This window comes from Kitasatospora sp. NPDC004531, assembly GCF_053602195.1.
In genome coordinates this window covers 25,976-48,991 of the sequence record NZ_JBSGDD010000016.1, presented here as the reverse complement: position 1 = coordinate 48,991, position 23,016 = coordinate 25,976, and the positions used below count along the sequence as shown (strand labels likewise).

Genomic DNA, 23,016 nt, shown 5'->3' with positions numbered 1-23,016 from the left:
CGCCCGCACACCCCGCCCCCTTGCACCGGAGAGCACACCATGAACCGAATCCGCGCCCTGGCAACGGCAGTTCTGCTGCCGCTGCTGTTCCCCGTCCACCTGCTGCGCCCCGTCCTGCAGTTCCGGCTGGTCAAGCTGCGGGCCGCCCGCGAGTCCGGCGACCGGGGCGCGATCAGCATCGAACTCGCGCTCGCCGTCATCGTCCTGGTCGCCATCGCCGGCGCCGTGGTCTACGCGATCACCCAGCTCGGCAACAACGTGACGAAGAAGATCCCGCCGAGCGTTCCGGACGGGGGCCAGGCGCCGTGACCCGCCGCCCGCCCCGACCCGTCGCCGCGGCGCTCCGCCGCCTGCGTGCACGGACGCCCGACGCGGGAGCGATGGCGATCAGCCTCGCCATCGTCTTCCCCGCCGTGCTGTTCGCCATCCTCCTGGTGGTGCAGGCCGGACTCTGGTGGTACGCCGACCAGGCCGCGCTGACCGCCGCCCGGGAGGGCGTGGACGCCGGGCGCGTCAACGGCGCGCACGCGGACGACGGGCCGAGGCGGGCCAAGGACTTCACCGACCGGCTCGGCAACCTCGCCCGGCTGGAACGCATCGAGCCCGGCACCGACGACCCCGACCTGTACCGGCTGTCCGTCACCGTCCACCCGGCCTCCGTGCTGCCGTTCTTCGACCGGCTGACGCTCACCAAGACCGCCAGCGCGCCCCGGGAGAAGTTCGTCCCGCAGGGGCAGCCGTGAGGGCCCGGGACGACCGCGGGTCGTTCGCCATCGAGGCCGCGATACTCGTGCCCGTGGTGCTCGCCTTCGCGCTGATGGCGGTCGCCGCCGGGCGCGTGCAGAGCACCGGCGCGGTGGTGGACTCCGCCGCCCGCTCCGGCGCGCGCGCCGCTTCGCTGGCCCGCACTCCCGAGGGCGCCCGGCAGGCGGCCGCCGACGCGGTCCGACAAGCCCTCGACGACCGCGGCGTACTGTGCGCGACCGAGCCCGTGGGGGAGCCCCAGTACGGCATCCTGAACACCGACGGCGAACCGCTCACCACCGTCACCGTCCAGGTCTCCTGCACCGTCGCGTTCGGCGACCTGATGGAACTGGACGGACTGCCCGGCCACAAGACGCTCACCGGTACATTCACCTCCGTGGTGGACCGGTACCGAGGAAACTGACCGTACGCCGAGGGGAGGGACCGTGCACGAACAACGCGTGAACTGCCGTGACCGGGGCAGCATTTCGGTCATGGTCGCCGTCACCGCCGTCAGCCTGGTGGCCGTGGTCGGCCTGGTCCTCGACTGCGGCGGCCGACTGCGCGCCGTCGAACGGGCCGACGCGCTCGCCCAGGAAGCCGCCCGGGCCGGCGGCCAGCAGCTCGACATCGACGCGCTGCGGGCCGGCCGGGGCTACCGCCTGGACCGGGCCGCCGCCGAACGCACCGCCACCGCCTACCTGCGCAGCCACGGCGTCAAGGGCGCCATCGGCTTCCCGCAGCAGGGCGACCCGCAGACCTTCGGCGTCACCGTCGAAACGGACTACCCGACCGCGCTGCTCGGCCTGGTCGGCATCACCACACTCCCCGTGCAGGGCCACGGCAAGGCCACCCTGGTGCACGGCATCACGGAAGGGACGACCGGCTGATGGCCGCGCGCGGAGCCGACGACCAGCACCGCAAGGGCCGCCAGGGGCGGCGACCCCACCCCGGCGGCACCCCGCCCGTCCACCCGGCGGGCCGCCGGCGGCGCGGCGCGGGCGGATCGCTGCTCGCCGCGCTCGGCTCACTGCTGGCGCTGGCCCTGCTGCTGGTCGGCGTGCCCGCCCTGCTCGGCCTGGGCACCGCCACCGTCGCCGCCATGGGCAACCCGTTCGCCCGCGGCCTGCTGGAGGCCCTCACCAGCCCCGACGACGGCAGCCTGTTCCTGTGGCTGCTGGTCGCCGTCGGCTGGCTCGGCTGGCTGTGCTTCCTGATCTCCGTCCTGATCGAGATCCCCGCCCAGCTGCGCGGCCGGGTCGCCCGCCGGATCCCCGCCTTCGGCTGGTCGCAGCGGATCGCCGCCGGCCTGGTCGGCTCCGTCATCGCGCTGCTGCCGGTCGCCGGATCGGCCTTCGCCGCCACCCCCGAACTCGCCGAACGCCCCACCGCTGTCGCCCAGTTGACGTCCTCCCCGGCCCTCGCCGCGCTGCCCGCCGCAGCGCCCGCCGCCGCCCCCGCCGCCGACCCGCAGCAGCCCTCGTACACGGTGCGCGACTCCCGGCCCGCCGACAGCCTGTGGAGCATCGCCGAACGCCAACTCGGCGCCGGCGAACGCTGGACGGAGATCGCCAAGCTCAACGCCGGACGCCCGATGGACGACTCCGGCACCCGCTTCGACGCCGACCGGCCGATCCAGCCCGGCTGGCAGCTGCTGATGCCCGCCGACGCCAAGCCCGACCCGGCCGCGGGCGGCGCCCCGGCGGCCGCCGCCGGGAACGCGATGGCGGGCGGCACCCAGAGCGCCGCCGTCCCCCCGGCCGGGCTGGCCGCGCCCGCCCACGCCACCGTCACCGTGCACTCCGGGGACTCGCTGTCCGGCATCGCCCAGCGGGAGTTGGGGGACGGCGACCGCTGGCCCGAGCTGTTCGAGGCCAACAAGGGCGTCGCCGCGCCCGACGGCGAGACGCTCACCGATCCGGACGTGCTCGCACCCGGCATGGTGCTGACGATGCCCGGCGCGCAGGCGCCTGCGGCCGGGACGCCCGCGGCCAAGACGCCTGCCGCGCAGCCGCCGGCCGGGACCGCGGCCGGGGCGCCGCAGCTGACTGTGCCGCGCAGCCACGCGCCGGAGCGGCCGGAGGTGGGGGAGCAGCCCGCCGCTGCTCAGACGCCCGCGGCCGGGACGCCCGCGGCCGAGACGCCTGCCGCGCAGACGCCTGCCGCCGAGACGCCGGCTGCTCAGACACCGGCTGCCGAGACGCCCGCCGCTCAGACGCCCGCCGGTGGGACGCCCGCCGGTGAGACGCCCGCGCCGCAGGACGGCGCGACCGCCGGTGACCAGCAGGCCCGCCACGACGACTACACGGTGCCGCTGGCCGTCTCCACCGTCGGCGTGGTGATGGCCGCCGCGCTGATCAGCCTGGTCGCCCGCCGCCGTACCGACCAGCAGCGGGCCCGCCGCCCCCGGCACCGGATCGCGCTGCCGTCCGCGCCCGCCGGGCAGTTCGAGGCCGAGTTGAAGGCCCGTCAGAACGACAGCGGCCTGGAACTGCTCAACCGCGCGCTGCGCACCCTCGGCCGCAACACCGTCCGGGGCGAGAAGCGGCTGCCTGCCCTGGTCGCCGCCCGGATCACCACCGCCGGCACCGTCGAACTGCACCTGGCCGCGCCCGCCGTGCCGATCGCCCCGTTCCGGGCCGCGCACGCCGCCAACGTGTGGTGGTGCCCGGACGACTCCGCCGAACTGCTGTCCGCCGGGCAGGCCGCCAAGTACAGCGCCCCCTACCCGGCGCTGGTCACCCTCGGCAACAGCCCCGACGGGTCCACCGTCCTCGCCGACCTGGAGACCGTCCGCCTGGTGCACCTCTCCGGCCACCCCGAGGACGCCGACGACGTGCTGCGCACCCTCGCCGTCGAGCTCGCCCACAGCCCGCTCGCCGACCGCCTCCACCTGCACCTGGTCGGCATCGCCGCCGACCTGCCCGCCGCCGGGCCCGCCACCGACCGGGTCCACCACCACGCCACCCTGGAGGCCGCGCTCGCCGCCCTCGGCCCGCGCACCGCCAAGGCCCGCGCCACGCTGGTCGCCGCCGAGGCGGGCAGCCCCCGCGAGGCCCGCAGCCGGGGCAGCGCCGACGAGGCGTGGGTGCCGGAGATCGTGCTGTCCGCGCAGCCGCCGTCCGGCAGCATCCCCGCCGAGCTCGGCCGTCTGCTCGACGGCCGCCCCCGCACCTGCCTGGCCGTGCTCACCCGCGCCCCCGAGCGCGGGGCCGGCCCGGTCGCCCGCTGGACGCTGCCCGCCACCGGGCAGTCCACGCTGCCCGGGCTGCACCTGAGCGTCGAACTCCAGCGCCTGAGTCGCGAACAGTACGACCAGCTCGGTGAACTCGTCCGCGCCTCCGGCGACTTCACCCAGCACCCCGCCCCCGAGTGGACCCTCGACGGCCCGCACAACGGCTTCGAGGACGAGGAGGAGGTCCCGCTGCCCCCCGTACCCGCGCTGGCGACGGTCGGCGCGGCGATCGCCGCCCACCCCGGGCCGCTCGGGTTCGACACCGAGCCGGTCGGGGCGGGCGGGGTGGCCGGGTCGGTCTCCGACGGGAGCCTGGACGCGCGGCTGATCGCGCTGCTCGGCGGCCCCGGCGGCGCGGCGTCCGGCTCGGACGCGCCCGCGCCGCTCTCGCTGGCCAAGCCCGGCGCGCCGGAGGGCGACGCGGCCGGGCCGAAGCTGCTGGCGCGGGTGGTGCCCACCGGCAGCAGCCCGTTCGCCGGGCTGCTGCCGACCGCGCCGACCAACCCGTACGCGATCACGCCGGTGGTGCCGGTGCAGCCGGGGCCGGGGGGCGGGGCTGCGGGTGCGCCCGCGCTGCCTGCGGCGTTTGCTTCGCCCGCCTTGCCCGCTTCGCCTGCTGAGCCTGCCGCGCCCGCCGAGCCCCGGCATGCCGCCAACGGACAGGCCCGCAAGGCCACCACGCCGCCGCACGGTACTCCCGTCGACCCGCGCCTCGCCGTGGTCGGCCCCGGCCCCCTCCCGGCGGAGCCCGGCGCGGACGACACCGACACCGCCGAACTGCCGCCCGTGGCAGTTGAGTTCACCGATCCGGTCGAGCCGGTCGCGGACGTCGAGCCGGTTACGGACGGCGTGCGGTACGGCGAGGGGACGCAGTACTTCGAGCTGCCGCCGGTGCAGGCCGCGCCCGAGCCGGTGCCCGCCGCCGTGCCGGACTTCGCGCCGGTGGAGACCGTCCCGGAGCCGGCCGTCGCTCCCGTCCAACTCCCGCCCGCCGCACCGGCGGTGTTCGAGCCCGCGCCGATCCACGACCAGGCGGCGGCCCCCGACCCGCACGCCGCGAGCGCCAGCGCCCGCCCGTCCGCGCGGCCCGGAACCACCGCCGCCCGCACCGACAGCGACGACCTGCTGGCGATCCTGCGCTCCCCGGAGGCGCACCACCTGCGGTCCGCGCCGCGCATCCGGCTGCTCGGGCCGGTCGACGTCCTCGGCGTCGCCGGGAACATCGACCCGGCCGGCCGCCCCCGGCTGACCGAGCTCGCCGCGTACCTCGCGCTGCGCCCCGGCACCGAGCACTCGGTGCTCGACCGCGACATCCACCCGGGTGCCGCGCACCTCGACCCGAAGGCCACCGCCGAGCGCCTCGCCGAGCCGCTGCCGGTCAAACTCGCCGCCCTGGCCGCCTGGTTGGGCACCTCCCCGGAGGGCCGCGACTACCTGCCCGCCGAGCCCGCCGAGACGTACAGCCTGGCCCCGACGGTCGGCTGCGACTGGGACGAGTTCCGCAGCCTGTACCGGCGCGGCATGCGCTCCACCTCCACCACCGCCGACGCCGCGCTCGCGCACGCCCTCGCCCTGGTCCGGGGCGCCCCGTTCGCCGAGGCCCCCGCCGGCACCTACGGTTGGGCCGAGACCGAACGGCAGGACATGCTGGCCGCGATCGTCGACACCGCGCACGAACTCGCCGCCCGCCGCCTCCAGTACGGCGACCACCGCACCGCCGAGGCCGCCATCTTCCGCGCCCTCGCCGTCGCCCCGGACGTCGAACTCCTGCACCGCGACCTGTTCTACGCGTACGCCTCGGCCGGCGCCCGCGACCAGCTGGTCCGCGCCGTCAACCGCCTCGACGCGCTGAGCCGCCGCACCGGCCGCGACCTCGACCCCGACACCGTCGCCCTGCTGCGCGACCTGCTCACGGGAGGCTGACGGAGGCTCAACGGCGGCCGCGGATCGTCGGCCGAGCGTCAACGGCCGAGCGTCAACGGCTGAGCGTCAACGGCGGCCGCGGATCGCCCGGACGACCTCCGCGGCCGCCTTCAGGATCGCGGCGCGGGTCCTGCCATCCGTCCCGCCGACGGCGAAACGCACCACGAGGACGGCGGCGACGGCGAGGATGAGGGTGACCACGACCGTGGCCAGCAGTGCGCCCAGAACCGGATCCATCTCGTTGTCCTCCTCTGCTGCCGCGTCCCTCGCGGCGTGCCGAACAGCAGACCGTGCGGGCGGCGGTGGTCGGCAGGGTTGTCGGAGACGTCGGAGACGGGCGGTGTTCTCGCAGGTCGGGGGCGGTGCGGGGGAGTCCGGTCGGCGGAGACGGGAGAGAAGAGCGCGTGACGCAGGACATCGTCCACCCGGGTCGGGCGGCGCTGGCCGGGGCGCTTCGGCAGGCCGAGGCGCGGGCCGGGGTCGTGCCGCGTTCCGGGGAGCGCTCGCGGGCCCGGGTGATCGCCGAGGCCAATGCGCTGTGCGGCGCGCAGCAGGTGCCGGAGCTGGTGGACAAGACGGTCAGCGGCTGGATCCGGGAGGGCATTCCGGCGGCCGACCCGCGGCAGCTGCTGGCCTTCGTCCAGGTGCTGCGGGAGTGGGCGGAGCGGCGCGCGTCGAAGTCGCCCGGTGTGCGCGGGGCGGTGCCGCCGGGCGGGCGTGCGGCGACCATGCCCGGCGCGCGTGCGGTGGTGCGCGCCGATGAGGAGGTGTGGCGGAAGCGGTGGGAGGCGGCGCGGGGTGCGGACGTCGCCGTACCGGCCCGGCCGGTGCCCGCCCGGCCCGGGCAGCCGGTCGGCCGGTTCCATCCCGTCAAGGATCTGGAGGTGCACCCCGCCATCGACTCCTCCGGCTCGGCCGATCCGCTGCCGGCCTTTCTGCGGCGGCCGCACGACGACCGGCTGCGGGCGGAGGTCGAGGCGGGGCGGCGGGAGAGTCGGATGGCGGTGCTGGTCGCCGACTCCTCCGCCGGGAAGACGCGTTCGCTGTGGGAGGCCGTCCGCCTGCTGCCGGAGCCCTGGCAGGTCTGGCGCCCGGCGGGCCCCGGCGAGCTGCTGCGGGTGCTGGACGGCGAGCGGTCGCTGGCGCACACCGTGCTGTGGCTCAACGAGTCGCAGCGGTTCCTTGCCGGGCCGGACGGCGGCGCGGTCGCCGAGGCGGTGACGGCGCTGCTGCTCGACGCCCGACGCGGCCCGGTCCTGGTGCTCGGCACGCTGTGGCGGGACGCGTTCGCGACCCTGACGGCGGAGCGGGACGGCGCGGTCCGTCCGCCGACGGCGGCGCTGCTCACCTCGGCCGCCGTGATCGTCGTCCCGGAGTCGTTCGACGCGGCGGCCCTGGCGGCGCTGCGGCTCCTCGCGCCCCAGGACCCCCGGCTGGCGGAGGCGATCGATCGCGGCGGGCGGCGCATCACCCAGTACCTCGCGGGCTCGCCGGAGTTGGTGCAGCGCTACGAGACGGCGCCGCACGAGGCCAGGGCGCTGCTGGACGCCGCCGCCGACGCGCGCCGGATGGGACATCCCGAGGCCCTGACCGAGCCCTTCCTGCGCGCGGCGGGCGCGGCCTACCTGGACCCGAGCCACTGGCAGCAGCAGTCCGAGGAGTGGCGCGGCAGCTGGTTCGAACGGGCGGTGCGGTACACCTCCCGCGCGTGCCGGGGCGTGCCCGGGCCACTCGTCCGGGAGGCGCCGCCGCCGGGGCGGGCGGCCGGGCCGGAGTCGCGGTACGTCTTGGCCGACTATCTGCTGTCGTACACCCGGAGGGCCGGGGTGCGGGGGCTGTGCTTTCCGCCGCAGGGCTTCTGGGACGCAGTGGGGGCGGAGGTACGTTCGCCCGGGGCACTGCTGGCGTTGGCGCGGGCGGCGGACGCGCGCTACCGGTACCGCATCGGCGAGCAGTTGGCGTTCGGGGCTGCCGGGACGGAGGTGCTGGCGGGCCTGGCGGTGTCGCGGGCCAATGCGGAGGGCCCGGGGGTGGAGCGCCTGGGGCGGGCGGCGGAGGAGCGCGGTGACCCTTCGATCGGTGCCGAACTGGCCGAGCGGGAGGCGTTCTTGGGCCGGTGGGAAGCGGAGGAGCGCCTGGCGGAGGCCGGGCTCTCCGGCGTCCTGGCCATGAGGGACTTGGCGGAGCAGCAGGTGCAAGCCGGAAAGTGGGAGGACGCCGAACAGTTGGGCTTCGCGCTGGCGGCGATCGGTGAGGTCCAGGTGCTGAGACTTGTGGCCGAGTCGATGTTCGCTGCGGGGCGCCGGCAGGACGCGGAACGGCTGGCGTGTGACACCGAGGACCCGTACCTCCTGAGTCGGTTCGCCGTTCGGTACGCGGAGGACGGGCACTGGGGCGACGCGGAACGCCTGGCCCATATCGCCGACCGGGGTGGGCCGGCCGACGCCTACGGGCACCTCGCGGCCATGCACGCGGGCAACGGATGGTGGGAGGAGGCCGAGCGCCTGGCCCGTGCGGCGACAGCCGGCAACTCGCTCGCTCTGCTGGCGCTTTCGCGTTGCGCGGCCGACGCGGGTAAGTGGGATCAGGCGGAAGCCTTCGCCCACGAGGCCGGTGGTTTGTTCGCGCTGGCGGACCTGTCCAGGCGAAGGGCGCACGAAGGCTCGTGGGAGGAAGCGGAGCGCCTGGCTGCCGAGTCCGGTGTCCCGTCGGCGTTCGGTTCGCTGGCGCGGTTGCGTGCGCTGGCAGGGGAGTGGGACGAAGCGGAGCGGCTGGCGCTCGCGGGCGGCGGCTCCGGGCTGGTGCACCTCGTCCGGCAGTTGGCCGGGGCCCGCCGCTGGGAGCACGCGGAGCGCCTCGCCCGCGCCGCCGTCGATGCCGGGACTGCCGAGGCCCTGGCATGGCTGGCCGTCAAGTCGGCCCGGGCCGGTCGAACGGAGGAGGCCGACCGGCTGTGGGTGGAGACCGCGAACGTCGGACTGCCCTGGACGATCCGCGACTTCAGGAAGGCCCGCCCGTTCGGCCCGGAGGGCCTGGACGCCGAGGGCCGGGCAGTGGAGGCGCCGGGCGGGCTCCAGGGGAGCTGACGTCGTCGGATCCGGCGTGCGGCGGCGTTCGCGGCCGGTGGGACGGAGCGAGTCCGGAGGGGGATCTGCCGGGGGAGACCGTTGACGGCTCGTGCCTGGGGTTCACGTGCCGGGGTCGTCGGCGGTCGGGCCACGCCGCGCCCTGGCCTCGCGCCGGGATTCCCGGCTGTGCCACCATGCTGTGCCTGTCCGTGCGCCTTGCCGGTGACGGACCCAGGAAACGTTGAAGCCCAGGACGGCGGCGGGCTACTCGGGGTGGCGGCGGGCGAGATGGACGGTGAGGTCGGCGGCGATCTCGACCGTCCCGGGAAGGGCCCGGGTGATCGCGTCGAACGCCGGGCGGCGCTTTGCCGGCGGCAGGTGGAGGTACGCCGAGACGGTTGAGAGGTAGCCGACGTAGTCAGGAGCGCTCAGCGTGAAGCGCCGTTCGACGACGGCCTGTTGGACGTCGAGGAACAACGGGGACTGCCGCAGTTCGGTGCCCGGCCACTGCATCTCCTCGTCAGGGGCGGTCCCGTCGGGGGACGGCACCTCGTCGCTCGCCAGGAACGGCGCCCGCGCCGCACGGACGGACTCCGCGACAGCGGGGTCGGCGAGTCGCACCTGGCCGCCGAACGAGGCGAACACGCCCTGCGGCTCCAGCAGTGCGGCCGCTCTCGGCCATCGGCCCTCCGGGCGCGTCCAGTGCAGGGCGGCCGCCGCGTAGACCAGCCCGTAGGTCTGACCAGGCCGCAGGTCCTCGAACGCGGCGCGCACGGTGGTGACGTTCGCGGGCACGGCCCTGTTCAGCTCGGCGAGCATGGCGGGGTCGGGCTCCGTCGCCGTGACCTGGATTCCGTGGCCGGCGAACAGGCGGGTGGCCTTGCCCGTCCCCGCGCCGATCTCCAGGGCGGTCCGGACCGGCCGGCCCGCGTACGTCGTCACCAGGCCGACGAGTTCCTCGGGATACCCCGGTCGGTACCTCTCGTAGGCTTCCGCGATCGGGCCGAAGCCCAGGGCGGGAGCAGACATGCCGGCCATCCTCGCACGAGCGGGGCCGGCAGTGCTGGCAAGGGCCGGTTCAGGGGCGGCCGTCGGCCGCGGCCTCCAGGGCGTCGACGTCGAGCCTGGTCATGCCGAGCATCGCGGTCATCGCGCGGTGGGCCCGGTCGGGGTCCGGGTCGGCGAGCAGTTCGAGCATGCGGCGCGGGACGATCTGCCAGGACAGGCCGTAGCGGTCCTTGAGCCACCCGCACTGGCCGGGCTCGCCGCCGTCCGCCGTGAGCAGGTCCCAGTAGCGGTCGGCCTCGGCCTGGTCGTCGCAGTCGACCTGGAGCGAGACGGCCTCGTTGAAGGTGAACACCGGGCCGCCGTTCAGCGCCCGGTAGCGCTGACCGAACAGCTCGAACTCGACCAGCATCACGCTGCCCGCCGTGCCCGGGCCGGCCTCCGAGTAGCGCCGGACGTCGGTGACCCGGCCGTCGCGGAACACCGAGAGGTAGAACTCGACCGCCTGCTCGGCCTGGTGGTCGTACCACAGGAAGGTGGTGATCTTCTGCGCCATCGCGGGAACGCCTTTCGGGACGGTGGGTTCGGCGTCGTGCCGGACAGACCCTAGCGCCGCAGCTCCGGCCGGGCCGGGCGGCGCTCCGGGGGTGCGGCAGGTCGGGGGACAGGAGTGCCGCCGCTGTGCGAGAGTCGGTGCCATGCCGCTTTGGGATCTCGCCGCTCTGCCCACCGCCGCCGAACAGGCCACCCGCGACCTGGGCCAACGGGCGCTCGCCGCCCCGGTGCTGAGAGAGTTCACGGCCCGGGTGCGCGCCGCCACCAGCGTCACCGCGCTGTGGGTGCACGGCTCGCTGGCGTTCGGCGACTACCGGCACGGGCTCAGCGACCTCGACCTGATCGCCGTCCTGCCGACCGCTCCCGACGCCGCGCTGCGCGCCGAACTCACCGAGCTGCACCGGAAGTTGATCGACGACCGGCCGGACGCGGAGAAGTTGCACTGCGGCTACCTGCCGCAGGACGGCCTCGCCGACCCGGCCGACGACCACTTCACCTTCGCCCAGGGCGAGCCGATGGACCGGCCGGTCTCCCTCATCAGCCGCCGCGAACTCCTGGACGGCGCACTGCGGTTGGCGGGCAGCGCGACCCCGGCCGCGCTGCTGCCGCCGGTCTCCGACGCGGAGCTGCACGAGTACATCCGCACCGACCTGCGCACCTACTGGTACCCCCACACCGCGCGCCTCGACCTCTGGCAGCACGACATCTGGGTGGACTTCGGGCCGATCACCGCCGCCCGCGCCACCGTCGCGCTGCGCGAGAACCGGCTGATCACCAAGCGCGAGGCGATCTCCCAACTCCCGCACCTGGGAGCTTCGTTCACGCTGGTCGCGGACATCACCGCCCGCCGCTACGGCACCCCGTTGCAGATCACCGACGCGCGGCGCGAGCAACGCGCCGAGCAGGCCCGGCTGTTCACCCGTACCACGATCGAACGGGCGCTGGAATGAGGCGGGTTCAGGTGAGGACGGACAGCGCCCCGCGCAGCGGACGGTAGCCGTCGTCCGGGTCGGTGCGGTCGCGCAGGCAGCGGTGGACGGCGGCGGTCAGCTCCAGTCGCGGGCCGATCCGGCGGCCGATCCGGGCCACCGCCAGGTCGGGGTGGGACTCGGCGTCGACGTCCACGTTGCCGCGCAGCGGGAGCCAGCGGGCGCCCCGGCGGCGGCAGGCGGTCTCGCCGAGGTACCAGAGGGCGCAGTCGAAGACCGGGTCCTCGAACAGGCGGATCACCTGCGGGAGGAAGGCGATCCGGTACTCCTCCACCGCCGCCATGTGGTTCAGTCGGTCGCCCAGGCCCAGGGTGTGGATCCGCTGCCGCAGGACGTCTTCGAGCACGTCCAACGACCGCTCGGAGAAGTCGAGTTCGGCCTGCCGGTCGACGGCCCGGGCCCACAGCGGGAACGCCTCCTGCCGGGTCGCCAGCCAGCGCGCGAGGTCCTGGCCGGGCGGGCCGGGGTCGAGCGGGCCGGGCGCGTCCGGCAGGGGACGGCTGCCCGGGCTCCGGCCGGGCCGGGTGCGGGCCAGCGCCACCGCCCGGTCCACCACCGACGCCCAGAACGCGTAGCCCTCCAGCGTCTCCGACAGCAGGCCGGCGTTCGCCGGATCGGCCACCGCGACGACCGTGCCGAGCGCGTCGCACATCGGGAAGTCGTCCTCGTACAGCTCCTCCGCCTCGGCCAGCTCCTCCGCCTCGTCCTCGTCCAGCACCTCCTTCGGCAACCGCAGCAGCGGCTGGATGCGGTCGGGCGCGTGGGGCAGTGGCTCGGGCGAACAGTGCCACAGCGCACCGTAGTTGCGGATGTGCACCTCGCCGAAGTACCAGGCCGCCGCCGTCAGGAACGGCTCGTGGCGCGCGGCGTCCGCGCGCTCGCGGTTCCCGAAGCGGTCCTGGACCGCGCGCTCCAGGCGGGGGAGGGAATCGGTGCCGAAATCCCAGCCCCCGCCGGTGAGTTCGGCCCACGCCGGGAAGCCGTCCCGTCCGGCGGCCAGCCAGGCGTCCAGCCGTGGGTTGTCGAGCCACTCGGGGTCGTCGATGGTGGTCATGGGCGACCAGCGTAGAGGCGCGCTACGACAATAGACGTACCGTCAACTCACCCTGGCGAAAAGGTCGGTGAGCTTCGGAAGGCGGGCTGCGGTCTGCTCGGGCGTCCACTCCTCGCCCTCCGGGTCGGCGTTCACCGGGCTCTCGTGGCCCTCGGCGAGCAGGGCCTCCTCCAGGCCGTCCTCCTCGCCGGTGAGCTGCTCCCAGGCGTCGGAGGCGCAGTAGTCGAGCGCCTCCCAGTCGGGCACCTGGCGCTCGTCCAGGGCGGCCAGCCGGCGGAAGGCGGGGTGGTCGGCGAGGGCGTCCGGGTCGTGGACGGCCAGCCGGTGGGCGTCGCGGCCGAGGCCGACCAGCCAGGCGTGGAAGTACCAGAGGGTGTCGTCGCTGATGAAGCCCGGGCCGACGAGCCGCGCCAACGCGACGGTGGCCATGGTGTCGAGCGGGGCGCGGACCTCGTCCAGGCGCAGCTGGAACTCGCGTATCGCGTCCGGCGGGAGCTGCGCCAGGCGTTCGGTCAGCAGTTCGGCGCGGGAGCAGGGGGCGTCGGCGCCGGCGGTGGACTCCAGCAAGTCCCAGAAGGCGTTCAGGTTCATGGCCGCCATGCTCGCACGCGGCTCGGACACGCCTCCGGCGGGTGGCCCTTGACCTCAAGGGCACTTGAACTCACAGGATGGGCGGCGGCCGGAACGTCCGGTCCGAGGAGGGGTGGTGGCGTGATGCGGGCGGTGTGGCTGCGGGAGTTCGGCGGGCCGGAGGTGCTGGTGCCGGGCCGGGCGCCGGACCCGGTGGCGGGGGACGGGCAGGTGCTGATCGAGGTCGCGCACGCCAACCTGACCTTCGTCGAGACCCAGTTCCGCGCCACCGGCCTCGGCCCGTTCAGCGGCTCGCTGCCGATGGTCCCCGGCAACGGCGTCGGCGGCACCGTCGGCGCGGTCGGACCCGGCGTGGACCCCGCGCTGGTCGGACGGCGGGTGATCTCCTCCACCGGCGGCAGCGGCGCCTACGCGGAACGCGCCGCCGTCCCCGCCGACGGCCTGCACCTCGTCCCCGACGGGCTCGCCCTGGACGCCGCGACCGCGCTGCTCGCCGACGGACGCACCGCCAGGCTGCTGCTGGAGACCGCGGCGCCCGACCCCGGCGCCCGCGTCCTGATCCTTGCCGCGGCCGGCGGCGTCGGCACCCTGCTCGTCCAACTCGCCGCCCGCGCGGGCCTGCACGTGGTCGCCGCCGCCGGCGGACCCGCCAAACTCGCGCTCGCCGCCGAACTCGGCGCCGCCGAGACCTTCGACTACCTGCAACCCGACTGGACCACCCGCACCGCCCCCGTCGACCTCCTCCTCGACGGCGTCGGCGGCGCCCTCGGCCGCACCGCCGCCACCCTGCTCCGCCCCGGCGGCAGCTTCCTCAACTACGGCCTCGCGGGCGGCAGTTGGACCGACCTTCCGCAGCACGAGATCGCCGCCCGCCGCCTCACCGCGCTCGCCCTGCGCCCCACCCCCGAGGCCGTCCGCGCCGCCACCGCCCACGTCCTCGCCGAAGCCGCCGCCGGCCGCCTGCGCCCCGTCATCGGCCGCCGCTTCCCCCTCTCCCGCGCCGCGGACGCCCACCGCGCCATCGAATCCCGCGCCACCCTCGGCAAGACCCTGCTGGACATCCACCCGCCCACCCCCTGAGCGCGCCACCGGGCGGTCGGAAAAGCGGTCGAGGGGTAGGGGAGCGGGTCGTTAGCATCGCGGCATGTCGGAGCAGCCGAAGTACCTGTCCAAGCCCGCGCCCGGTGATCGGGTGGCCGTGGTGTCGCCGTCGTTCGGTGGGCCGGCGGTGTTCCCGCTGCCGTACGAGCTCGGGTTGCGGCGGCTGCGGGAGGAGTTCGGGCTGGAGCCGGTGGAGTATCCGAGCACCCGGAAGGCGGGGGCGAGTCCGCAGGAGCGGGCGGCGGATCTGCACGCGGCGTTCCTGGACCCGGGGGTGACGGCGGTGCTGGCGTCGATCGGCGGGGAGGACCAGATCACGGTGATCCCCCACCTGGACGGGGAGTTGATCCGGGCGCACGCCAAGCCGTTCTTCGGCTGGAGCGACAACACCAACCTGCTGGACTTCCTGTGGCGGCACGGCGTGGTCTCGTACCACGGCGGCGCGATCATGACGCAGTTCGGCCGGCCCGGGGCGATGCACCCGCTCACCGCGGCCTCGTTGCGGGCCGCGCTGTTCGAGCGCGGCGAGTTCGAGCTGAGCGAGGCCGAGGACGTCAGCACCGAGCTCGGCCGCTGGGAGGACCCGGCGACGTTCGAGCGGATGCCCGCGAGCGAGCCCGCCGGCGGCGCGTACTGGCACCGCCCGGACCGGGTGGTGGAGGGCGTCAGCTGGGGCGGCAACCTGGAGATCCTGCACTGGATGGCCGCGGCCGACCGGCTGCTGCCCGTCGAGGCGTACGCGGGCGGCGTGCTGGTGCTGGAGACGTCGGAGGAGATGCCGTCCGGCGGCGAGGTGTACCGGATGCTGCGCAACCTCGGCGAGCGCGGGCTGCTGCGGCAGTTCCCGGCGGTGCTGGTCGGCCGCGCGATGGCCTGGTCGTTCGAGCAGCCCAACGACGCCGAGCAGCGGGCGACCTACCGGGCCGAGCAGCGCGCCGCGGTGCTGCGCGCGCTGGACGCGTACGCGCCGGACGCCATGGCCGTGTTCGACGTCGACCTCGGGCACACCGAGCCGCAGCAGGTCATCCCGTACGGCGGCCTGATCCGGGTGGACGGCCCGGCCCGGCGGATCACCGTCACCTACTGACGGCCGCTCGGCCGCGCCGACGACCCGCGTCCGGCACCCGCGCCGACCGGCGCGGGCCGGCGCGGGCCGGGCCACCCGCCCTGGCCCGGCCGCCCGCCGACCACGTATCGTGGCCGGGATCGGAACGTGGCGCCCTGGTGCCACGGTGAACGGGCACGACGTCGCACAGGCGGCGGACGGGGGCGGTGACCTGACGGTGGCTGATGTGGCATCGACGTCCGGGGACGGGCCGGCGGCGGCCGACCTGGGGGAGTCCTTGAAGCTGCCGACCCAGCCGTCGGGGCCGAGTCAGGGCGCCGCTCAGCGGGTCGAAGTGCCGCCCGCCAACGACCCGTTCGCGACCTCCGTCAACCTGCGGGTCAACCTGACGCCCGCCGACCTCACCCCCGGGGGCAACCGGACCGCCCCGCCGACCCCCACCCCGGCCGGCGGCACGCCCGTCCCGCCGCCGCCCGCGATGCCGCCCGCGTCGGTCACCACCGGCTGGACGGGCATGATCCCGGTGATCACCGCCGACACCCCGCCGCCCGCCGCCGCTCCGGCAGCCGCCCCCGCGCCCGCCCGGGGCATCGGCCACGGCCTGCGCGGCCGCATCCTGGTCGTCGAGGGCGGCTACGGCGGCGGCCGCCGCTGGGGACGCGGCGGCACCGCGCACGCCTCCGTGCTGTCCGCCGCACTGGCCGGCGTCGCCCCGCAGACCCTGCTCTCCGCCGAACAGGTCGACGCCGTGCACCTCCCCGGCGCCAACGACCCGCAGACCGTGCTCGCCCACCTGCGCGCCGCCGCCCGCCACCCCGGGCCGCTGCTGATCCACCTCGGCGGCCACCTGGTCACCGACCGGCGCGGCGACCAGATGTACCTGTCGCTGCGCGAGAACAAGGCGTCCGAGAGCCTGCCGTGGAGCGCCCTCGCCACCGAACTGCGGCACCGCGGAAGCGAGTTCGACACCCTGGTGATCGGCGACCTGAGCGCCGACCCGGTGCTGTGGCCGCAGCTGGTCGCCGCCTCCGGCCAACAGCTGTGCGAGGGCGTGCCGTTGTGGGCCGTGGTCAACCACGACCCGGACCAGCTCGGCACGTTCACCCGCGCACTGATCGAGACCCTGCACCGGGGGCGCCCCGGCGCCGATCAGCTGCTCACCCCCGAACTGGTGCGCCAGCAGGTCCACTCGGTGCTGCGCTCCGACACGGTGGTGATCACCGCGCACCCCGCCGAGCGGCCCTGGTTCCGCAACACCGCCCGGCAGATCGGCCCCGCCGACCCCGCCGCCGCCCGGCCCGCCGCGCCCCCCGCCCCGCTCAACGCGCCGCCCGCCGCACCTGCCGCCCCCGCCGCGCGCCCCGCCGAACCGGCCCGTCCCCGGCTCGCCCCCGGCTGGACGCCGCGCGTGCTGGTCTCGCTGCGCAAGGCCGGGGTGCCCGCAACTCCCGCCCGCCGCCGGATGATCGTGTCGCTGGAGCGCGGGGTGCCGATGGTTCCGGTGGACACGCCGGTGGTCGACCTCGGCAAGCCGACGGGCGCGCCCCAGCCCGTGGTGGACCTCGGCAAGGACCTTCCGGCGGCTCCCGCTGCGCCGTTGGTCGAGCTCGCCAAGTCCGAGTCCGGGACGGTGCCCGCGCCCGCCGGGGCGGTGCCCGCGTTCGCCGCCGCGTCCGGGCCTGCCGCGGTGTCGGTGCCCGCGCCGGTCGATCCGCGGGCCGTGAACTTCGCCAAGGCCGCCGCCGCGCCCGAACCCGCAGGCGGGGAACCGCAGTTCGACCCGCTGGCCGCGACGGTGCCGCTGACCGGCGGGGCCCTGGCCGGCGCGTTGGCGTCGGCCGAGCCCGGGGCGACGGCTTCGACCGTGCCGCTGGAGAAGCCCCAACCCGCCGTCCAGCACGACCCGTTGGCCGCGACGGTGCCGTTGGAGGTGCCCCGGCCGGCCGTCCGGAACGACCCGTCGGCGGCGACGGTGCCGCTGGACAAGCGGCCTGCCGCGCCCGCGCCCGCCGCCGAACAGGCCCCGCCGACCGACTATTTGGAGACGATCGGCGAGATCGTGCGGGCCGCCGAGGCCGGCGACCACTACACCGCCGCCGCGCTCGCGCTCGCCCTGGAGGACAAGGCGGTCGCCGCGCACGGCACCCTCGCGCCGGTGGTGCTCCAGGTCCGGCAGGTCCGCGCACACGTCTCCCGGGTCGCCGGACTGCCCGTGCTGGCAGCCGAGTTGTACCGCCAGGTGGCCACCGCGCTGCTGCAGACCGACGGCCCCGAGCACCCCGAGACCCAGCGCGCCGCCACCAACGCCGAGGCCTGCTGGCGCGCCGTGAAGGACCCGGCCGAGGCGATCCGCATCGCGCCCGAGATCATAGAGCTCCGCGCCCACCTGCCCGGCCCCGACAGCCGCAAGCTGCGTGCCGCCGAGCGTTACCTCCAGCAGCTCGTCAACGCCAAGGCCGCAATGGTGAATTGACGAAGCATCAGCGATCGACGGACCATGGTGTGCCCGGCGATGGGAAGCCGTGGTCCAGCAGATGTCGGACGATGCACAGGGCCCGGTGGAGCGGGACGGTGTCCTCGTCCGGGTACTCGTCCGGCTGGCCGTTGGCGAGCAGGTAGCTGTCGCTCCGGCCGGGCGCGTCCGGATCGACGGCGTGCTCGCCCGACCACCGCCAACTGCCGCCCGCGCGAGCTGCGCAGCCAGGTCTCCGTCCGGCCGTCGGCCATCCGACGCCGCAACTCGGCGACGGCGTCCGGACCGTTCGTCGCGGCGGGGCTCCGGTCGGTGAACTGCCGGCGTTCGAAGCACGGTTCGGGCATTGGCGTGCTCCTCTCCAGTGCCCGGCGGCCGGTGCGGAACGGCCGCCCGGGCCGAAGGCGGGCGCTTCGTGGCCGACGCCGGCCGCGCCAAGCGGCCGGTCGCGACGGTGCGCGAGGCGCGCCCGGGTGCCGTCGGCGACGGGGTTCAGGCGTCGCGGACGGGCAGCAGGCCGCGTTCGGCGAAGACCCGCTTCGCGGCGAGGGTGGCGTTGATCGCACGCGGGAACCCGCAGTACGCGGCGGCGTGCAGCAGCGCCTCGACGATCTGCGACGGCGTCAGGCCCACGTTCAGCGCGGCGTTGACGTGCACCTCGACCTCGGGTTCGCAGCCGCCGAGCGCGGTGAGCATGCCGAGGGTGACCAACTGCCGGTCGCGCGGGGCCAGTGCCGGGCGGGAGTAGATCTCGGCGAACCCCCAGGCGGCGATCTGGTGCGCCAGTTCGGGGGAGACGTCCGCGAGGGCCGCCACCACGCGCTCGCCCGCCTCGCCGTCGATGCTCGCGAGGACCTCCATGCCCCGTTCGAAGCGTTCACGCCGGTCGTCCGTGGTCATGCCGTGCTCCCTGGCTCTGGGGTGTCCGACGGTTCGAGGGCCACCGTAGGCAGGTGACGCACGCCGCCGCCCCCGGCCGCGCCGCCGCACCCCCCGGCCGGAGCAACCCCCGTCCCGCGCCGGGGAGATCGGCCGCGCGGCGGCCCGCGTGGCGGTTCGCGTGGCGGTCCGCGCGAATAAATGGCGCGACGTCCCTCGTGGCGTTCGGCTACACTCGCCGCGACACCGTTGGTACGCGACGCGCGGGGTACGCGAGTCGTGTGAGCAGAGGGACAGAGACGTGGCGGGTGACGACGACATCTCCGGGTGAGATCCGGATCTGACGGCCACCGGGCCGGCGCACAGGAGCGCTGCCGGAGTGGTCCGTTTCGTCGTCCCCTTTTTCGCCCGCCCGTCCCGGGGCAGTGGCCTTTCCCTGCCCCGATGCACCTTCGAGGTCTCTTCACATGTCCGACGCTGCCGTCGTCTGCTCCAACCTGTCCTTCTCCTGGCCGGACGACACCCCGGTCTTCCACGACCTGTCGTTCAGCGTGCCCACCGGCCGCACCGGCCTGGTCGCGCCGAACGGATCCGGCAAGTCCACCCTGCTCCGGCTGATCGCCGGTGAACTCAAGCCCACCGCAGGCTCGGTGACGGTCTCCGGCACTCTCGGCTACCTGCCGCAGACCCTGCCGCTGACGGCGAACCTCACCGTCGCCGAGGTGCTCGGCATCGCCGAGGTGATCCGCGCGCTGGACGCCGTCGAGTCCGGCGACGTCGCCGAGGAGCACTTCGCCACCATCGGCGACGACTGGGACATCGAGGAGCGCACCCGCGCCCAGCTCGACCGGCTCGGCCTCGGCCACCTCGCCCTCGACCGCAGCCTGCACACGCTCAGCGGCGGCCAGGTCATCTCCCTCGGCCTCGCCGCCCAACTGCTGCGCCGCCCCGACGTGCTGCTGCTCGACGAGCCCACCAACAACCTCGACCTGGGCGCCCGGCACCGGCTGTACGACGTGCTGTCCGAGTTCAACGGCTGCCTGCTGCTGGTCAGCCACGACCGCGCGCTGCTCGACCGGATGGAGCGGATCGCCGAGCTCGGCAACGGCGAACTGCGCCTGTACGGCGGCGACTTCACCGCCTACGAGGAGGCCGTCCGGGCCGAGCGGGAGGTCGCCGAACGCAACGTCCGCAACGCCGAGCAGACCCTGAAGCGCGAGAAGCGCGAAGCCCAGCAGGCCCGCGAGCGCGCCGACCGGCGCGCCAGCAACGCCGCGAAGAACCTGAAGAGCGCCGGCCTGCCGAAGATCTTCGCCGGCACCATGAAGCGCGGCGCGCAGGAGGCCGCCGGCCGCTCCGGGCAGGTGCACGCCGCCCGCGTCGACGAGGCCAAGGCCCGCCTCGACGAGGCCGGGCGGGCCGTGCGCGAGGAGCAGCGCCTCAGCCTGGAGCTGCCCGACACCCAGGTGCCCGCCGGTCGCACCCTCTTCCACGGCCAGGGCATGCAGGCACGGCTGGACGGCCACGAGGTGTTCGCCCCCGGCGGCATCGACCTGATGGTCCGCGGCCCGGAGCGGATCGCGTTGACCGGCCCGAACGGCGCCGGGAAGACCACCCTGATGCGGCTGATCACCGGCGCGCTCACCCCGGACGGCGGCGAGCTGCGCCACGGCGAAGGCCGGATCGCCTACCTGTCGCAGCGCCTCGACCTGCTCGACGACAGCCGCACCGTCGCCGAGAACTTCGCCGAGTTCGCCCCCGAACGCCCCGAGGCGGAGCGGATGAACCTGCTCGCCCGGTTCCTGTTCCGCGGCCCCCGGGCCCACCTCCCGGTCGGAGTGCTGTCCGGCGGCGAACGGCTGCGCGCCACCCTCGCCTGCGTCCTGTGCGCCGAACCCGCCCCGCAGCTGCTCCTGCTCGACGAGCCCACCAACAACCTCGACCTGGTCGGCGTCGGCCAGTTGGAGAGCGCCCTGAACGCCTACCGGGGCGCGTTCCTGGTGGTCAGCCACGACGAGCGCTTCCTCGCCGGGATCGGCGTCGACCGCCGCCTGCTGCTGGCCGACGGCACGCTCACCGAGACCTCGGCGGCGCCCGCGCTGTAGCGCCACCGGCCGCGCCGTCGCCCCGCCGAGGCATCCCGCCCCGGTGGGGCGACGGCGGACCTCCGTCCTGCTTCGACGGCGGCGGCCCGGTCGGCCTGGGAGGCGACCCGTCAGGGGCACCGGAGCAACTCGGCCGTGTCTGCGCTGTTCGTCGGTGGATCAGGTCCGCACGGCCGTGTTCGGGGCGGGCTGCGCCGGGCGGCGCGGCCGCTCGTGGTGGCTGGTTCGCGAGCGGTCGGGCGGGGCCACGGTGGCACAACCGGCGCCGTCCGGTCGCGAGTCGGCCCGCGAGCGTGCCCGGGGCGCCCGTCCTGCGGCCGTTCGCCCGGCCGGCCCGTTCGGCCGGCCCGTTCGGTGCGCCGGGCAGGCCGGCTCCGGTCGCGTCGGATCTCCGCCGCGCCGAGCAACTCGCCTCGCCTGAGGGCGGGTTGGCTCGCGTGGCGGTGCGCCGCCCGGCCCGTTGCCGTCGGCAACCGCGCCGCGTGCGGGAGGTCTCCGGCGAGCGGCGCCCCCTGTCCCTCTTCACGGCGCGCCGGGCGCGCCGTCCCGTAACGACCCAGTGGAGACATCCATGCCCCAACCGGCCCTGATCGCACACGACTTGGTCCGCGTCCTCGGCGGCCGCCGCATTCTCGACGGGCTGTCGCTGACCGCCGCGCCCGGCCGCCGGCTGGGCCTGATCGGGGAGAACGGCTGCGGGAAGTCCACCCTGCTGCGGGTGCTGGCCGGGGTGGACGAGCCCGATGCCGGGAGTGTCGTCCGGCCCGGCGAACTCGGCTTCCTGCACCAGGAGATGCCGTTCGACGCCCTCGCCACCGTCGCCGACGTGCTGGACGAGGCGCTCCGCGAGGCGCGCGCCGACCTCGCCGAACTCGACCGGCTTGGCGAGGAGTTGGCCCGGATCCAGGACGGCGACCCGCGCCAGGCGGGTCTGCTGGCCGCCTACGGCACCCGGCTCGAACAGGCCCAGGACCGCGAAGCGTGGGACGCCGACCGCCGGGCCGCCCTGCTGCTCGACGGCCTCGGCCTCGGCGCCGTCGGCCCGGAGCGCACCCTCGGCTCGCTGTCCGGCGGGCAGCGCGGCCGGCTCGCCCTGGCCGCCCTGCTGGTCCGCCGACCCGCCGCCGTGCTGCTGGACGAGCCCACCAACCACCTCGACGACGGAGCCGCCGCCTTCCTGGAGGAACAACTCCGCGCGCTGCCCGGCACGGTGGTCGTCGCCAGTCACGACCGGGCGTTCCTCGACGCCGTCTGCACCGACCTGCTCGACCTCGACCCGGCCGTCGACGGCCCCGTCCGCTTCGGCGGCGCCTACCGCGCCTACCTGTCCGCCAAGCGCGCCCACCGGCACCGCTGGGAGCGCCAGTACGCGGACGAGCAGCGGGAGTTGGAGCACCTGCGCCGCTCCGCGGAGGTCACCGCGCACCGGCTCGCCCCCGACCGGGGGCCCACCGACAACGAGAAGATGGGCCACGGCCACCGGGCCGGCCGGGTGCAGCAGCAGATCTCCCGCCGGGTGCGGGACGCCGCCGGCCGGCTCGCCGACCTCGAACGCCGGCAGGTCGCCCGGCCGCCCGTCCCGCTCCGCTTCGCCCCCGACGCCCTCACGGTCGCCACCGCTCCCGACGCCGTCTCCGGCGGGGACCGCCCGGAGCCGCTGGTGGCGCTGCACCGCGTCCGGGTGCCGGGCCGGCTCGCGCTGGAGGAACTGGAGGTGGCGGCGGACGAGCGCCTGCTGATCACCGGCGGCAACGGCACCGGCAAGTCCACCCTGCTGGCCGTCCTGGCCGGCCGCCTCGACGCGGGCGGACAGGTCCGCCGGCGGCCGGGACTGACGGTCGGCCTGCTCACCCAGGACACCGCCTTCGACCGGCCCGACTGCACCGCCCGCGACACCTACCGACTCGCCCTCGGCCCCGCCCGCGCCGAACGCGTCCCGCTGGCGTCGCTCGGCCTGCTCGCCGCCGCCGACCTCGACCGCCCCGTCGGCGAACTGTCCGTCGGCCAGCGCCGCCGCCTCGCCCTCGCCCTGCTGGTGGCCCGCCCGCCGCAACTCCTGCTGCTCGACGAGCCCACCAACCACCTCTCCCCGGTGCTCTGCGACGAACTCGAGGAGGCCATCGGCGGCCAGGGCCCGGGCGCGATCGTGGTGGCCGGCCACGACCGCTGGCTGCGCCGCCGCTGGCAGGGCCGGCAGATCGACCTCAACCCCTGACCCGCCGCCCGTC

18 protein-coding genes are annotated in these 23,016 nt (G+C 75.7%); 12 read left to right on the top strand and 6 right to left on the bottom strand.

Annotation, left to right across the window (positions count from 1 at the left end):
* The first annotated feature begins 39 nt into the window (after window positions 1-39).
* The 5 genes from ACWEMJ_RS10060 (at window position 40) to ACWEMJ_RS10040 (ending at window position 5,902) form a co-directional block, all read left to right on the top strand.
* Entirely contained in the window at window positions 40-309 is a 270-nt protein-coding gene (locus ACWEMJ_RS10060; protein ID WP_452136507.1) for a hypothetical protein, read from the top strand.
* A gap of 71 nt (window positions 310-380) precedes the next feature.
* Window positions 381-743, top strand: coding sequence for a TadE family protein (locus ACWEMJ_RS10055; RefSeq protein WP_452136506.1), 363 nt, complete (start codon window positions 381-383; stop codon window positions 741-743).
* Complete coding sequence (locus ACWEMJ_RS10050) at window positions 740-1,168, top strand: TadE/TadG family type IV pilus assembly protein (RefSeq protein WP_452136505.1); 429 nt, start codon at window positions 740-742, stop codon at window positions 1,166-1,168. Before ACWEMJ_RS10055 ends, ACWEMJ_RS10050 begins: the two co-directional genes overlap by 4 nt.
* 70 nt (window positions 1,169-1,238) lie before the next feature.
* A complete protein-coding gene (locus ACWEMJ_RS10045; protein WP_452136504.1) occupies window positions 1,239-1,634 on the top strand; it encodes a hypothetical protein in 396 nt (131 codons plus the stop codon).
* On the top strand, window positions 1,634-5,902 hold the full coding sequence (locus ACWEMJ_RS10040) for a BTAD domain-containing putative transcriptional regulator (protein ID WP_452136503.1): 4,269 nt from the start codon (window positions 1,634-1,636) through the stop codon (window positions 5,900-5,902). Before ACWEMJ_RS10045 ends, ACWEMJ_RS10040 begins: the two co-directional genes overlap by 1 nt.
* 66 nt (window positions 5,903-5,968) lie before the next feature.
* Here the strand turns inward: ACWEMJ_RS10040 and ACWEMJ_RS10035 are convergent, their stop codons facing one another.
* Window positions 5,969-6,139: a hypothetical protein gene (locus ACWEMJ_RS10035; RefSeq protein WP_452136502.1), complete on the bottom strand. Its 171-nt coding sequence runs from the start codon at window positions 6,137-6,139 to the stop codon at window positions 5,969-5,971.
* Window positions 6,140-6,306: 167 nt separating this feature from the next.
* On the opposite strand from ACWEMJ_RS10035, the gene ACWEMJ_RS10030 reads away from it, so the two are divergent.
* Entirely contained in the window at window positions 6,307-8,988 is a 2,682-nt protein-coding gene (locus tag ACWEMJ_RS10030; RefSeq protein ID WP_452136501.1) for a hypothetical protein, read from the top strand.
* Between the two features lie 246 nt (window positions 8,989-9,234).
* Here the strand turns inward: ACWEMJ_RS10030 and ACWEMJ_RS10025 are convergent, their stop codons facing one another.
* The gene (locus ACWEMJ_RS10025; protein ID WP_452136500.1) at window positions 9,235-9,999 is read right to left on the bottom strand and encodes a class I SAM-dependent methyltransferase; all 765 of its coding nucleotides are present in this window, start codon (window positions 9,997-9,999) and stop codon (window positions 9,235-9,237) included.
* Between the two features lie 49 nt (window positions 10,000-10,048).
* Window positions 10,049-10,531, bottom strand: coding sequence for a VOC family protein (locus ACWEMJ_RS10020; RefSeq protein ID WP_452136499.1), 483 nt, complete (start codon window positions 10,529-10,531; stop codon window positions 10,049-10,051).
* A 142-nt stretch (window positions 10,532-10,673) separates the two neighbouring features.
* On the opposite strand from ACWEMJ_RS10020, the gene ACWEMJ_RS10015 reads away from it, so the two are divergent.
* A complete protein-coding gene (locus tag ACWEMJ_RS10015) occupies window positions 10,674-11,480 on the top strand; it encodes a nucleotidyltransferase (protein WP_452136498.1) in 807 nt (268 codons plus the stop codon).
* Window positions 11,481-11,487: 7 nt separating this feature from the next.
* Here the strand turns inward: ACWEMJ_RS10015 and ACWEMJ_RS10010 are convergent, their stop codons facing one another.
* Both ACWEMJ_RS10010 and ACWEMJ_RS10005 read right to left on the bottom strand, forming a co-directional pair.
* Window positions 11,488-12,573 carry a hypothetical protein gene (locus tag ACWEMJ_RS10010; protein WP_452136497.1) on the bottom strand — a complete coding sequence of 362 codons (1,086 nt, stop codon included), beginning with the start codon at window positions 12,571-12,573 and terminating at the stop codon, window positions 11,488-11,490.
* Window positions 12,574-12,615: 42 nt separating this feature from the next.
* Window positions 12,616-13,164 carry a DUF4240 domain-containing protein gene (locus tag ACWEMJ_RS10005; protein WP_452136496.1) on the bottom strand — a complete coding sequence of 183 codons (549 nt, stop codon included), beginning with the start codon at window positions 13,162-13,164 and terminating at the stop codon, window positions 12,616-12,618.
* Window positions 13,165-13,287: 123 nt separating this feature from the next.
* On the opposite strand from ACWEMJ_RS10005, the gene ACWEMJ_RS10000 reads away from it, so the two are divergent.
* From ACWEMJ_RS10000 to ACWEMJ_RS09990, 3 genes are all read left to right on the top strand, one after another.
* The gene (locus tag ACWEMJ_RS10000; protein WP_452136551.1) at window positions 13,288-14,244 is read left to right on the top strand and encodes a zinc-binding dehydrogenase; all 957 of its coding nucleotides are present in this window, start codon (window positions 13,288-13,290) and stop codon (window positions 14,242-14,244) included.
* Window positions 14,245-14,308: 64 nt separating this feature from the next.
* Window positions 14,309-15,352 (top strand): S66 family peptidase, encoded by a 1,044-nt coding sequence (locus ACWEMJ_RS09995; RefSeq protein ID WP_452136495.1) that lies wholly within the window; start codon window positions 14,309-14,311, stop codon window positions 15,350-15,352.
* 205 nt (window positions 15,353-15,557) lie between these two features.
* Entirely contained in the window at window positions 15,558-17,804 is a 2,247-nt protein-coding gene (locus ACWEMJ_RS09990; protein ID WP_452136494.1) for a hypothetical protein, read from the top strand.
* Between the two features lie 492 nt (window positions 17,805-18,296).
* On the opposite strand, the gene ACWEMJ_RS09985 is transcribed toward ACWEMJ_RS09990, so the two are convergent.
* Window positions 18,297-18,704, bottom strand: coding sequence for a carboxymuconolactone decarboxylase family protein (locus ACWEMJ_RS09985; protein ID WP_452136493.1), 408 nt, complete (start codon window positions 18,702-18,704; stop codon window positions 18,297-18,299).
* Window positions 18,705-19,150: 446 nt separating this feature from the next.
* Here ACWEMJ_RS09985 and ACWEMJ_RS09980 point away from each other — a divergent pair, with 446 nt between their 5' ends.
* Together ACWEMJ_RS09980 and ACWEMJ_RS09975 are read left to right on the top strand one after the other, a co-directional pair.
* Entirely contained in the window at window positions 19,151-20,788 is a 1,638-nt protein-coding gene (locus ACWEMJ_RS09980) for an ABC-F family ATP-binding cassette domain-containing protein (protein ID WP_452136492.1), read from the top strand.
* A gap of 571 nt (window positions 20,789-21,359) precedes the next feature.
* On the top strand, window positions 21,360-23,003 hold the full coding sequence (locus ACWEMJ_RS09975) for an ABC-F family ATP-binding cassette domain-containing protein (RefSeq protein WP_452136491.1): 1,644 nt from the start codon (window positions 21,360-21,362) through the stop codon (window positions 23,001-23,003).
* The last annotated feature ends 13 nt before the right edge of the window (window positions 23,004-23,016 follow it).

Bases quoted from the DNA above. Each gene is read 5' to 3' on its own strand.
- ACWEMJ_RS10060 (WP_452136507.1), top strand. From the start codon at position 40: ATGAACCGAATCCGCGCCCTGGCAACGGCAGTTCTGCTGCCGCTGCTG.
- ACWEMJ_RS10055 (WP_452136506.1), top strand. From the start codon at position 381: ATGGCGATCAGCCTCGCCATCGTCTTCCCCGCCGTGCTGTTCGCCATC.
- ACWEMJ_RS10045 (WP_452136504.1), top strand. From the start codon at position 1,239: ATGGTCGCCGTCACCGCCGTCAGCCTGGTGGCCGTGGTCGGCCTGGTC.
- ACWEMJ_RS10040 (WP_452136503.1), top strand. From the start codon at position 1,634: ATGGCCGCGCGCGGAGCCGACGACCAGCACCGCAAGGGCCGCCAGGGG.
- ACWEMJ_RS10035 (WP_452136502.1), bottom strand. From the start codon at position 6,139: ATGGATCCGGTTCTGGGCGCACTGCTGGCCACGGTCGTGGTCACCCTC.
- ACWEMJ_RS10025 (WP_452136500.1), bottom strand. From the start codon at position 9,999: ATGTCTGCTCCCGCCCTGGGCTTCGGCCCGATCGCGGAAGCCTACGAG.
- ACWEMJ_RS10020 (WP_452136499.1), bottom strand. From the start codon at position 10,531: ATGGCGCAGAAGATCACCACCTTCCTGTGGTACGACCACCAGGCCGAG.
- ACWEMJ_RS10015 (WP_452136498.1), top strand. From the start codon at position 10,674: ATGCCGCTTTGGGATCTCGCCGCTCTGCCCACCGCCGCCGAACAGGCC.
- ACWEMJ_RS10010 (WP_452136497.1), bottom strand. From the start codon at position 12,573: ATGACCACCATCGACGACCCCGAGTGGCTCGACAACCCACGGCTGGAC.
- ACWEMJ_RS10005 (WP_452136496.1), bottom strand. From the start codon at position 13,164: ATGAACCTGAACGCCTTCTGGGACTTGCTGGAGTCCACCGCCGGCGCC.
- ACWEMJ_RS10000 (WP_452136551.1), top strand. From the start codon at position 13,288: ATGCGGGCGGTGTGGCTGCGGGAGTTCGGCGGGCCGGAGGTGCTGGTG.
- ACWEMJ_RS09995 (WP_452136495.1), top strand. From the start codon at position 14,309: ATGTCGGAGCAGCCGAAGTACCTGTCCAAGCCCGCGCCCGGTGATCGG.
- ACWEMJ_RS09985 (WP_452136493.1), bottom strand. From the start codon at position 18,704: ATGACCACGGACGACCGGCGTGAACGCTTCGAACGGGGCATGGAGGTC.
- ACWEMJ_RS09980 (WP_452136492.1), top strand. From the start codon at position 19,151: ATGTCCGACGCTGCCGTCGTCTGCTCCAACCTGTCCTTCTCCTGGCCG.
- ACWEMJ_RS09975 (WP_452136491.1), top strand. From the start codon at position 21,360: ATGCCCCAACCGGCCCTGATCGCACACGACTTGGTCCGCGTCCTCGGC.